Source organism: Rhizobium sullae (genome assembly GCF_025200715.1).
GTDB classification, from domain to species: Bacteria; Pseudomonadota; Alphaproteobacteria; order Rhizobiales; family Rhizobiaceae; genus Rhizobium; species Rhizobium sullae.
Map to the genome: position 1 here is coordinate 1,678,563 of NZ_CP104143.1, position 11,739 is coordinate 1,690,301.

The 11,739-nt window shown below is 59.8% G+C and carries 12 protein-coding genes; 5 read left to right on the forward strand and 7 right to left on the reverse strand.

Annotation, left to right across the window (positions count from 1 at the left end; genetic code table 11):
• The 3 genes from N2599_RS08485 to N2599_RS08495 all read left to right on the forward strand — a co-directional run bounded on the left by N2599_RS08485 (window position 1) and on the right by N2599_RS08495 (window position 2,111).
• Window positions 1-783, forward strand: a complete 783-nt coding sequence (locus N2599_RS08485) for a TatD family hydrolase (RefSeq protein WP_027513550.1) — start codon at window positions 1-3, stop codon at window positions 781-783.
• A 4-nt stretch (window positions 784-787) separates the two neighbouring features.
• Window positions 788-1,618 (forward strand): MBL fold metallo-hydrolase, encoded by an 831-nt coding sequence (locus N2599_RS08490; RefSeq protein ID WP_027513549.1) that lies wholly within the window; start codon window positions 788-790, stop codon window positions 1,616-1,618.
• Window positions 1,619-1,721: 103 nt separating this feature from the next.
• Window positions 1,722-2,111 carry a RidA family protein gene (locus N2599_RS08495; RefSeq protein WP_027513548.1) on the forward strand — a complete coding sequence of 130 codons (390 nt, stop codon included), beginning with the start codon at window positions 1,722-1,724 and terminating at the stop codon, window positions 2,109-2,111.
• Here N2599_RS08495 and N2599_RS08500 read toward each other — a convergent pair.
• The 6 genes from N2599_RS08500 to N2599_RS08525 all read right to left on the reverse strand — a co-directional run bounded on the left by N2599_RS08500 (window position 2,108) and on the right by N2599_RS08525 (window position 8,171).
• Window positions 2,108-2,689: an NAD(P)H-dependent oxidoreductase gene (locus N2599_RS08500; protein ID WP_027513547.1), complete on the reverse strand. Its 582-nt coding sequence runs from the start codon at window positions 2,687-2,689 to the stop codon at window positions 2,108-2,110. The two genes, N2599_RS08495 and N2599_RS08500, sit on opposite strands and share 4 nt — an antisense overlap.
• Complete coding sequence (locus N2599_RS08505) at window positions 2,686-4,095, reverse strand: FAD-binding oxidoreductase (RefSeq protein WP_027513546.1); 1,410 nt, start codon at window positions 4,093-4,095, stop codon at window positions 2,686-2,688. Before N2599_RS08505 ends, N2599_RS08500 begins: the two co-directional genes overlap by 4 nt.
• Window position 4,096: 1 nt before the next feature.
• Window positions 4,097-5,410 carry a cytosine deaminase gene (locus N2599_RS08510; RefSeq protein ID WP_027513545.1) on the reverse strand — a complete coding sequence of 438 codons (1,314 nt, stop codon included), beginning with the start codon at window positions 5,408-5,410 and terminating at the stop codon, window positions 4,097-4,099.
• The gene (locus N2599_RS08515) at window positions 5,410-6,255 is read right to left on the reverse strand and encodes an ABC transporter permease (protein WP_027513544.1); all 846 of its coding nucleotides are present in this window, start codon (window positions 6,253-6,255) and stop codon (window positions 5,410-5,412) included. Before N2599_RS08515 ends, N2599_RS08510 begins: the two co-directional genes overlap by 1 nt.
• Window positions 6,255-7,079, reverse strand: a complete 825-nt coding sequence (locus N2599_RS08520) for an ABC transporter ATP-binding protein (RefSeq protein WP_027513543.1) — start codon at window positions 7,077-7,079, stop codon at window positions 6,255-6,257. The genes N2599_RS08515 and N2599_RS08520 overlap by 1 nt, the downstream gene beginning before the upstream one ends.
• 75 nt (window positions 7,080-7,154) lie before the next feature.
• Complete coding sequence (locus tag N2599_RS08525; RefSeq protein WP_027513542.1) at window positions 7,155-8,171, reverse strand: ABC transporter substrate-binding protein; 1,017 nt, start codon at window positions 8,169-8,171, stop codon at window positions 7,155-7,157.
• Between the two features lie 183 nt (window positions 8,172-8,354).
• Here N2599_RS08525 and N2599_RS08530 point away from each other — a divergent pair, with 183 nt between their 5' ends.
• Window positions 8,355-9,305, forward strand: coding sequence for a LysR family transcriptional regulator (locus N2599_RS08530; protein ID WP_027513541.1), 951 nt, complete (start codon window positions 8,355-8,357; stop codon window positions 9,303-9,305).
• Between the two features lie 2 nt (window positions 9,306-9,307).
• Here the strand turns inward: N2599_RS08530 and N2599_RS08535 are convergent, their stop codons facing one another.
• Entirely contained in the window at window positions 9,308-10,171 is an 864-nt protein-coding gene (locus tag N2599_RS08535) for a creatininase family protein (RefSeq protein ID WP_084606723.1), read from the reverse strand.
• 330 nt (window positions 10,172-10,501) lie between these two features.
• On the opposite strand from N2599_RS08535, the gene N2599_RS08540 reads away from it, so the two are divergent.
• The gene (locus N2599_RS08540; RefSeq protein ID WP_260308238.1) at window positions 10,502-11,620 is read left to right on the forward strand and encodes an IS110 family RNA-guided transposase; all 1,119 of its coding nucleotides are present in this window, start codon (window positions 10,502-10,504) and stop codon (window positions 11,618-11,620) included.
• Window positions 11,621-11,739 lie beyond the last annotated feature (119 nt).

The following is an 11,739-nucleotide window of genomic DNA, read 5'->3' on the forward strand; positions in this document are numbered from 1 at the left end:
ATGCTGATCGATACGCATTGCCATCTGGATTTCGCCGATTTCGAGGAGGAGCGCGATGAAATCGTGTCTCGCGCGCATCAGGCCGGCGTGAAGCAGATGGTGACGATCTCGACCCGGGTGCGGAAGCTCGAAAAGCTGCTCGCGATCACCGAGAAATATCCCTCGGTCTTCTGCTCCGTCGGCACGCATCCGAACAATGCGGATGAGGAGCTCGAGATCCAGACCGAAGATCTCGTGCGCCTCGCCAATGCCCATGAGAAGATCGTCGCGATCGGCGAGGCTGGGCTCGATTACTTCTACGACACCCAGAGGCCGGAGGATCAAAAGACCGGTTTTTTGCGCCACATCGCTGCCGCACGCGAAACGCAGTTGCCGCTGGTGATCCATAGCCGTAGCGCCGACGAGGACATGGCGGCGATCCTGACAGAGGAGACCGGGAAGGGGGCCTTCCCCTTCATTCTCCACTGCTTCTCGGCCGGCCCCGGGCTTGCCCGAACCGGCGTCGAACTCGGCGGCTACATTTCCTTCTCGGGCATCCTCACCTTTCCGAAATCCGAGGAGTTGCGGGCGATCGCCAAAACGGTTCCGCACGACCGGCTGCTGGTCGAAACCGACGCGCCTTACCTTGCGCCTAAGCGCTGGCGGGGCAAGCGCAACGAGCCGTCCTATGTGGTGAATACCGCCGAGATTCTGGCTGAAACGCTCGGCGTCAGCCACGCCGAGATGGCGCGGATCACCACCGAGAACGCTTTCCGGCTCTTCTCGAAGATGCCGAAGGTCTAGCCGCGTGCGTTACCGGCGGCGCTTCACCATTCTCGGCTGCGCGTCGTCGCCCGGCGTGCCGCGCATCACCGGCGATTGGGGCGCCTGCGATCCGGCCAACCCGAAGAACCGCCGCACGCGCGCAGCCTTCATGGTACAGCAATACGATGACAACGGCGGGGTCACGACCGTCGTCATCGATACCGGATCGGACTTTCGCGAACAGATGATCGCCGCCAAGGTAGAGCACATCGACGCCGTGCTCTATACGCATCCGCATGCCGACCATATTCACGGCATCGACGATCTGCGCGGCTATTTTCACAACGCCCAGCAGCGCGTGCCGATCTATGCCAATCCATTCACGATGGACCGCATTCGCCAGGGCTTCAGCTACTGCATCGAAACGCCGCCCGGCAGCAACTATCCGCCAATCGTCGAACCGATCCTGATCGAGGATATCGAGATACCGATCGCCATCAGCGGCGCCGGCGGCACGATTCCGTTCAGGCCGCATCTGCAGCAGCACGGCGATATCCACTCGCTCGGCTTCAGAATAGGCGATGTCGCTTATTGCAGCGATATCAGTGACTTTCCACCGGAGACTATAGAAAAACTTCAAGGTCTCGACACCCTCATCATCGACGCCCTGCAGTATCGCTACCATCCGAGCCATCTGTCGCTTGAGCAATCGCTAGACTGGATCGGGCGGCTGAAGCCGAAGCGAGCAATCCTGACACATATGCATACGCCACTCGACTACGACACCTTGATGGCCGAGACGCCGGATCATGTTGTGCCTGCCTATGATCAGATGCAGTTCGAGATCGAACTGGACGAGCTTCGCGCGATTTAGAGGAGGGGCTTCCAGGCCTTCCCGAACGTCGATCCAGGCCTTCAAGCACTTGGAATAGCGACGATTTCCTTTATAAGGGATTGGGTTTGAAAAAGGCCCTTCCATGACGAAGATTTTCAATCCGCCGTCGGTTCGCCGACCTTTCGGAAACTATAATCACGGCCTGATGGTGCCGCCTGGCGCTTCGCTGCTGGTGACATCCGGCCAACTCGGGATCGGTCTCGACGACAGTGTGCCCAAGGGTATGACGGCGCAGGCGGAACTGTGCTTCGAGGCAATCAAGGCCATCCTTGAAGACGCGGATATGAGCTTTGCAGATGTCATCCGCATTTCTGGCTTCCTGACGCAGCGCGAGGACTTTCCGGCCTATATGGCCGTGCGCGACCGCTATACAGCCGACCCAAAGCCGACGTCGACGCTCATCATCGTCAGCGGGTTCACCCGGGCGGAATTCTTGGTGGAAGTGGAGGTAACGGCCGCCAAGGTCTTTTAGAACCCCTCCATAGCGGTCTTCACCCTTTCGAGGAAATTTGCGCGGGTTTCCGGCGTGCAGTTGTTCATGTCATAGTGGGCAAGGAAGGTGACCGGCTTCAGCGGGTTTATCTGGGCGCGCAGTACGCGCTTGACGATCTTCTTTGGCGGATTGCCTGCCACAAAGGCACGGAAGGGCGTGGCGCCGTAAGTCAGGACGGCTCCAAGCTTGCCGATATGGCGGAGCCGGGATTCGACCTTTCCATCAACCAGTTCGAAAGATACGCCCGGCAGCCACACGCGATCGAAATATCCTTTCAGGATTGCCGGAAAACCGAAATTCCAAACCGGTGTGACGATGACAAGTCCTTCCGCCTGCTTGAGCCGATCGACATAGGGTTTCACCAAAGCAATATTGTCCGGATAGTCGTGATAGGCGAGGCGATCATGGCGGGAGAGCACCGGATCGAAATTCTCCGCATAGAGATCGCAGCCGTCAACTTCGTGTCCGGCCTTCGTGAGGCTTTCGACTGCCTGCCGGTAAAGGGCTGCGCCGTAGCTTTCCTCAACCGGATGCGAATGAAGGACAAGAACCCTCACGAGGGCTCCATGACGCTGGCAAGCCCCGGGAACAGATAATTCTTGCCCGCCGAGAAGTCGAAATCGGGATTCTCCCAGGCGATCATCTTGCCTGGATTGAGCAGTCCCTTCGGGTCGGTCTCATGCTTGAAGGCAAGCTGAATTTTGTCGGTGCGCTTCATGCCGCCTTCCTCCAGCGTATAGCGGTGCGGGTTGAAGATCGGGCAGCCGTGATCCTGATGTATGTAGATGATTTCTTCGAGGCGCTCTTCCGTCGTGTAACGCACCAGCGGCAGGCCCGAGCACTGAATCTGGCCATCGAACCTGATGAATTCGAGATGCCCAGGCACTTCGTCGCCAAAGATTTCGACCATCTTCCGAACCTTCTCGACATGATCCGGTCCCGGATACTGCACCTGCAGATAGGTGAAAGTCGGATCGATCTTCAGCGCGCGCAGCGTCGTATGGTTCCAGGCAAGCTCGTAGGCGTGCGGAATGCCCCGCATGCTCTCCACCTTGTCGGAGCGAAAGATGATCTCACCCTTCTGTGATGCAGCAAAGGCGAGGAATGCATCCATGGAATGCGGCGCGATCATCAGGACGACGACCGACTGGTCCTTGCGAATGTAGGGTCTGTGGCGGGTGAAATAGTCTTGCGGGATCGGAGCGGCAATCGGCGCGATCTCCTTGACGAGGATGCCGTTGCACCGTGCAAGCGCATCCGAGAAGCGGACGGCCGCCATGAAGTCGTCATAGCCGACCAGCACATCCGCCCAGTCGTAGGCCGGCGCGAGCGGCATTTCGATCTCGGTGATGATACCGTTGGTGCCGTAGGCATGGCTGACTTTCTGCAAGTCCCACCCCGTCAGGTCGAGCACCCGTGGCTCGGCTTCCATGGTGACGACGCGCAGCCGCAGGATATTGCCGAGGTCGCGCAGTCCGCCCCAGGTGATCGAGCCAACGCCACCGGAGCCGCCGGCAATGAAGCCACCAATCGTCGCCGTCTGCGCCGTCGACGGATGGAAGCGCAGTTCCTGACCGGAATGGGCCTTCGTCTGCTTGTCCAACTGGGCGATGACGATGCCGGGCTCGCAGATGACGCGTCCCGGATGGATTTCCTTGATCTTGTCCATGGCCGCAAGGTTGAGCACGATGCCTCCCGAAAGTGGCATGGCCTGGCCGTAATTGCCTGTGCCGGCGCCGCGCGGCGTCACCGGGACGCCATGCGCGAAGGCGACCTTCAGCGTCTGGATGACCTCCTCCTCGCTCTTCGGGGTGACGACGAGATCGGCCGTCACACTGTCGAGCTGCGCCTTCAGGATAGGCGAGTACCAATAGAAATCGCGGCTCTTCTGTCGCACGAGCGCCGGATTGTCCTCAACGGCGATTCCTGCAAGTTCCTTTTTGATCTTCTCGTAGTCCGGCATGTCAGGCTCCAACGATGCTATCGAGTTCACGGTAATCCGGCAGGCTGCGGTCGATCACCTTGCCGCGTCGAAGCACGACGCGGTCAGACTGCGGACGGGAAAGGAATTCGCTCCAACGCCGGGCGCTGAAGAGGACGAGATCGGCGGGGCTTCCCGCCGCGATCCGGCCGATATCCGGGCGGCCGACGATCGACGCCGGCGACGTGGTGATGACGCGGGCGGCGGTATCCAGCGGATGATCGAGATGCAGGATGCGTACCGCCTCGCGGAACACCTCGACCGGATCAAGGTCGCCGTAGGCATAGAAGGGATCGCGGGCATTGTCGGAGGCGACGGCGGTCTTGACGCCGGCTGCGGCAAGCTCCTTGAAGAGCGTCACTCCGCGCCACCGCGGTGTCCTCCCTGGATAGCGGTCCTGCAGATACAGGTTGCACATCGGAAGCGAGATGATCGAGAGGCCAGCTTTGGCGACCAAGTCAACAGTCCTCCGGGCGAGACCGTTATCCTGCCGCGCGAGCGAGCAGCAGTGGCCGGCTGTGACGTTGCCTTGAAAGCCGTTGCGGATCACCGCATCGGCGATTGCCTTCAGCGTTTCCGCGCCCGGATCGTCGGTCTCGTCGACATGGAGGTCGACATCGAGTCCATTGTCCGCTGCGGTTCGAAACAGCGTATCGAGTTGCCAGACGAGGTCAGGCCCAGTCCTCGTGACCCCGCCAAGCAGCCCGCCTTTTTCGCGAACCACCGTCACGAGATCGGCAAAGTAGGCGGCATCCACCATGAATTCCATCGGGAAGAGTGCGACGGCCTGCAACGTAATCCTGTCCCTCCAGGCCTCCCGTAGCTCATCGAAGACATCGAACGAAATTCGATGTTGCGGCGCGATGGAATCGAGATGGGTACGGATGAGGCTAGTGCCGTGGGCATAGGCGGACCGCAGCGAGAATTCCATACGCTTCCTGACGTCGGCGGCGGACCAGTATGCCTCGCGGTCTGCGCGCACGGCTTCCAATGCCCCCATGAAGGTGCCGTCGGGATTGGCATTGCGCGACCAGATATGTCCTTTGTCGAGATGCGTATGAATGTCTGCGAAGCACGGCCAGACCATGCCGCCCTTGAGGTCAGACTTTGCATAGTCCGCCGGTGCCTCGCCTGGCGGCAGAACGGCGGAAACCAGACCGTCGGCGACGACGATATCGGCTCTGACCAGTCCCTCTTCGGCTGGCGCGTCATAACGGCCAACAGCGGCTGCCGGAAGCGTCGCATTGCTCAGCACGAAGCGGCCGGCATTGGGAGGCGAGATGAAGGAATAGGTCATCAGTTTTCGCGCCTCAGGCTGCTTTCATGCCAGCGATGCAGGCTAAGCCACGAGATGAAGGACGTGACGGCGAAGATTGCGACGCCGAGCATCGACAGCATCAGCAGCGCCGCAAAGAGCCGGGGTATGTTCAACCGGTACTGGGCCTCGAGCAGGCGGAAGGCAAGGCCGGAACCGGCACCTGCCGAGCCTGCTGCAAATTCCGCCACCACGGCAGCAATCAGCGCAAGTCCGCCGCCGATCCTGAGGCCGGTCATAAAATAAGGCTGAGCTGCGGGCAGTTTCAGATAAAGCAGCGTCTGCCAACGCGAGGCGCCATAGAGTTCGAAGAGGTTGATCAGATTGTGATCGACGCTCTTCAGGCCCTGAACCATGTTGGAGAGGATCGGGAAGAAGGCGACGAGGAAGGCACAGATCAACAGTGCAACTTGCGTCGATGGTGCGTAGATCAGGATGAGCGGTGAGATCGCCACGATGGGCGTCACCTGCAGGATCACCGCGAGCGGATAGAAGGCGATCTCGATCCAGCGGGATTGCACAAGGAAGATCGCAAAACCGACGCCGCCGACCAGCGCCAGCATCAGCGACATGAAGGTAACCTTGGTCGTGACCCAAAGGGCAGGGGCCAACGTTCCCCAATCCGCGACAAAGGCGTTGGCAACGGCGAGCGGACCGGGCAGAATATAGGGCGGAACACCAGACAGTGTGACGTAACCCCCCCAAATGACGACCAGAACGATGATGGCGATGGAGGGAACCGCGATCCTGAGAACCAGATCACGCCGTTTGGCATTGACTGTATTGGAGATCGACGGCGCGAGGGCCTCGGCTGTGTCCGTGCTCATCAATCTTCCTTTGCCGCGTTGATTGCCCCGATCAGCGAGTAAGAGACTGTTTCGCAGGCCCGCCGGTATTCCTCCGAGGTGCGATAATGGGCGTCGCGTTCCCGGTTTGTGACAAGCGGGAGGTCCGCATGGACCCGGCCAGGGCGCGCTTTCATGACGATGATCCGGCTGGAAAGATAGGCGGACTCGAACACCGAATGCGTCACGAAGATCACAGTGATGCCGGTCATCTTCCAGAGCAGCAGCACGTCGTCGTTTAGCTTCTGGCGGCTGATCTCGTCGAGCGCCGCGAAAGGCTCGTCCATCAGGAGCAGCTTCGGCTTGGTTACCAGAGCGCGGGCGATCGAGACGCGCATCTTCATGCCGCCGGAGAGCTCACGTGGGTAGGCTTCCGCGAAGTCCCGCAGGCCAACGGTCGCAAGCGCGCTCATGATCTGATCGCGGGCCGCCGCCTTCGAGACGCCGCGCAGCTTCAGCGGCAGGTAGACATTGCCGAAGACGCTTTTCCACGGCATCAGCGTCGGTTCCTGGAAAACGAAGCCGATATCGCCCTCCGGCAATCCTTTGGCATTGATGCGTGAACTCGGCCAGTCGATCGTTCCGGACGTGATGTCGCCAAGTCCAGCGATGATGCGAAGCGCCGTCGACTTGCCGCAACCCGAAGGGCCGAGCAGGCTGATGAACTCGCCGTTCTCGACGGTGAGCGACATGCCGGAAAGCGCAACCGTTCCGCTGGAGAAGACCTTCGAAACGGATTGCATGGCAACCAGCGGCCGTTTGCGTTTTTCCTTGAGAGGCGCCGTCTGGATTTCGGCTAGGGGCATTGCGGGTTCTCTTCGTTCGAAGACGGTGCAGCCTGACGCTTGGACGCGGCAGGCCATCACAAAGCGAGCGCAGGCTTACTTCTTCAGCGCCATGCCGCTGCCCTTGCAGACGAATTTCGTCGTAAAGGCCTTCGTGTAGTCGGTGTCCGCCTTGAAGATCTTGATCCCAACCATTCCCTCGAAGAATTTCTTATAATGGGCGTCAGTGATACAGCCGATGCCCTTGTCCAGAGCCTCGCCCGATTCGACGATGCCGAATTCCTTCATCTTGGCGATGGAATAGGCGATCTGGCCATCCGTCATTTCCGGATTGTCCTTCTTAATCAGTTCATTCGCCTTGCTGTTGTCGCCGTAGAGATAATTGTACCACCCCTCGATCGAGGCATCGACGAAGCGCTGGACGACGTCCGGCTTCTTGTCGATCATCATCTGCGTCGTTGTGATCATCGTGGAATATGGGGTGTAACCGTTGTCCGCGAGCAGAAACAGCTTCGGCTCCCAGCCCGTCTGCTTCTGGATTTCGTAGGGTTCGGACGTCAGGTAACCTTGCTGTGCCGACTCTTTGTCGGCAATGAACGGCGCGGGATTGAAGTTGTACGGCTTGTACTGTTCGTCCTTGAAGCCCTTGTAGTTTGCCTTCATCCACTCGAAGTAGGTCAGGTAACCGTCCTTGCTGAGGAAGAGCGTCTTCAGCTTGGCAAGGTCTTCGAACGTCTCGACGCCGGCGTCCGGGTGCGCGATCAGCACATGCGGGTCCTTCTGGAAGATGGCCGCGACATCCACCAACGGAATGCCTTGCTCCACGGCCGTGATTTCGCCCTGCGGGCCACCCATGTAGAAGTCGATCTTGCCAGAGATCAGCAGCGCGCTGTTTGCCGCGTTCGGACCGCCCTGAACGATGCTGACATCAAGACCATACTTTTCGTAAGTGCCATCAGCGATCGCCTGATAGAAGCCGCCATGCTCGGCCTGCGCCAGCCAATTGGTGCCATAGGTCACGTTGTCGAGCGCGTAGCCTGACGGGGCCGCGGCAATTGCAGCACCGAGACCAAGGAGTACGGTGAATGCAATATTTTTCAGTGCATTGGACATGTTCGACATTCCCCTTTGGTGTCAGGGATCGCCGCAATCGGCGTCCCATTTTCTTCATTTGAGCGATTGCAATGCTCTTTGAAAAGCATCAAAATTCGTGCGCAACGATGCCTTTTTGGCATCTCAAAGAGCGCGCGCGCCTAATTTGTGCTGCGTGCCTAAAATTGATGCACCGAGGGCGCGATGCTGCATTCCAGAAAACTTCTCTACATCAACGAAATCGCCCGGTCGGGCTCCATCCGCAAGGCAGCGGCGCGGCTGAACGTCGCTTCATCCGCCATCAACCGGCAGATCTTGGCGCTGGAGGAGGAAATGGGTGCTCCGCTCTTCGAGCGCCTGCCGCGCGGCCTGAGGCTGACAGCGGCCGGCGAACTGTGCATCGAACACATTCGCGAAGTTCTGAAGAACTACGATCGCCTGGAGGGCCGCATTCGCAGTCTCAGGATGCAGCAAGCGGGCAAGGTGCGGCTGGTAACGACGGTCGGGCTTGCCGCCGGGCCGCTCGCGGAAATCATCAGCCGCTTTCAATCGGAGCATCCGCGCGTCTTCTTCCAAATCAGGAACGATGCCGGCACGATGACCGTCAATCCTGTGCTGTCGGGCGAGGTGGATATCGGGCTTGGCTTCAATATTCCCCCGACCCCCGGTATTCGCACGCTCGGGAATTTCGATATCCCGATCGGCGTCGTCCTGCCGCCGGGGCATCGTTTGATCGCCCCCGGCCCGATCAATCTGGCGGACGTGGTGCAGGAGCGGCTGGTGCTGGCACAACAGGGCACCAGTCTTCGTGACGTGATAAATCTGGCTTTTGCCCGGCTCGACGTCCATCTCGAGCCGGTTCTCGAAACCAACGCTTCGGAGATGCTGAAGAAACTGGTGAAATCCGGGGCAGGGCTGACGATGCTAAACCCGCTCGACGTCATCACCGAGTGCAGAAACGGCGAGCTCGTCTTCCGGCCGATCGCCGAGCCGCATGCACGCCAGCAGCCGATGAAGCTGTTCGCGCGCGCCCGCGCGCCGCTGGATGCGGCAACGAGCCTCTTCGTCGAATACCTGCTGGCCGAGCTTGCAGGACTTGTGCAGGAGCTTCAGGTCAAGGGCCATATCGCGTCGGACAAGTCGGCCGCGGATTGATCTTACTTCGCGTAAAGATTTGAGAGCGGATAGCGCTTCAGATCATAGAGCATCTCGATGAAGCCTTTCACCTGATGGCTGCAGATGGCCGCGCCTTTTTCCGCGGTGCCGCGCGAGGCGTCGCCGACGACGCCGTATGGATTGAGATCATGGGCGATCCAGGCAAGAGAGTGCGGGGGCAGAGGCTGAATATAGTTCGACTGTTCCCGCATCCATTCCGCCTTCGAGATAAAATTCTGCGCGTTGTCCATGCGCACCAGGTCCGGCCGGAAGTGCAGCATCAGGGAGGTCTCCACCTCGCCGCCGTGAATGCCGTATTTCGTTTCATGTTCGCTGATCATGCCCTCCGGATGGCCGAACCGGCCCCATTGCGTCGACAAAACGGCCATTTGGTAACGTACGCGCAGTTCCCGGGCGACGATGCTCATGACGTCGAGATTGCCGCCGTGCGAATTGACGATCACCATCTTTCGGATCCCGGCTTCGGCGACCTTCGCACCGATCGCGGTCCAGACGGGGATCAAAAGCTCAGCCCCAAGCGAGAGCGTGCCCGGGCCGTAGATATGTTCGTTCGCCTTGCCAATCTCCTGCGTCGCCAGCACCAATATGTCGAGGTCTTCCGGCCGCTTCCTTTTCAACTCCGAGAGCATGCCGTTAGCGATGGCGACATCGGTGGCGATCGGGAGATGCGGGCCGTGCTGCTCCGTCGACGCGATCGGCAGAATGGCTATGGTCGTATCGGGAGGTAACGCGGCGAAATCATAGGTATTGAGCTCGTTCCAATAAAATGGCGTCGCCATCCCGCATTCCTTCCTTGCACTCTTAGACACTGAGTAGGAAATCGTACAGCGCGCGAAAAGCATCAATTTGCGCCAGCGCCGATGCCTTTTTGTGAGAGGTGCGGTGAATACGGCTTGAGAATGGGACTATGACTTGGCCGACATGATGCTTGTTTGCTGCCAACATCGTGGCGATGGCCCGGGGTACTTTCGCAAATCCCCATGCAGGCGGTACGCTTCAGTTCCATAAGATAGATTATCCAACTTTGATGTGTAAGGGCTATTTAGTAATGCGACAGTTGGGCCAGTTAGACCGTATGTTCGTGGGGTGAAGGTGGCCCGCCCCCGCGTTAAGCTGAATTCGGGGGTTGCTCTGGATTGGCCGGAGCCGAGCCCCATGCTTAGCGAGGGCGAACCATGAAAGAGAATAGCGTACTTTTCATCGGCTTGGATACGTCGAAGCTGAAGATTTCAGTGGCGGTTGCCGATGGCGGTCGTAACGGCGAGGTGCGGTTTTTCGGCGATATCTCGTCGGAGCCGGCGTCGGTGGCGTCGATGGTCGCCAAGCTTTCCAAGCGTGGAGCCAAGCTTCATTTTTGTTATGAAGCCGGCCCGACCGGTTACGGTCTTTATCGCCAGATTGTTGAACTGGGGCATGACTGCGTGGTGGTGGCGCCATCGCTGGTGCCCAGGCGTGCGGGCGACCGGGTGAAGACCAACCGCCGCGATGCCGTAAGCCTGGCGCGCCTGCACCGGGCGGGCGAGCTGACGGCGGTCTGGGTCCCGGATGAAGGCCATGAGGCGATCCGCGACCTGGTGCGGGCCCGCGAGGCTGCCAACGACGCGTTGAAGCAGGCACGTCAGCAACTCCAATCCTTTCTCCTGCGGCACGGCCGGATTTATACCGGCCGCACGCCATGGACGCATGCCCATACAAGATGGCTGGCGCGCCAGGCCTTCGATCATCCCGCCCACCACATCCTGTTGGCGGAATTTTGCCAGGCCATCGAGGATGCCGGCGTGCGTCTGGACAGGCTGACAAAGCTGGTTGCCGAGACCGCGGCATCCTGGTCGATGGCGCCGGTTGTGGCCGCCTATCAAGCGATGCGCGGCGTCGCGTTCATGACAGCGGTCACCTTTGTGGTCGAAATCGGCGATGTCCGGCGCTTTGGCAATCCTCGCCAGCTGATGGCGTATCTCGGTCTCGTGCCATCGGAAAGCTCAACCGGCGAACGGGTCAAACGTGGTGGGATCACCAAGGCAGGCAACACAAGGGCGCGAAGGGTCCTCGTCGAAGGAGCCTGGACATATCGCTTCCCGGCTCGCGTGAGCCCGGCGATCCAGGCCCGGCTGGATGGCCTGCCAAGAGCGGTTCGAGAGATTGCCTGGAAAGGTCAGGTGCGGCTTTGCGCGCGCTATCGCAAGCTGATGGCGGCAGGCAAGCCGAAGGTCGTCGCGGTCACCGCCGTTGCCCGGGAAATGGCAGCGTTCCTGTGGGCGATCGGGCAGGAGGTCGCTCCCACAGCAAAAATCTAAAGCCAATCGTCGGCGCAATGCGCGACAAACCAGTCAAGACGCAAACATCTGCTGTTGAACAAAGATGGAGGCAGGGCTCCGGTGGGGAACCCTCGTCATCTCTATGTGGCGGATAAAAT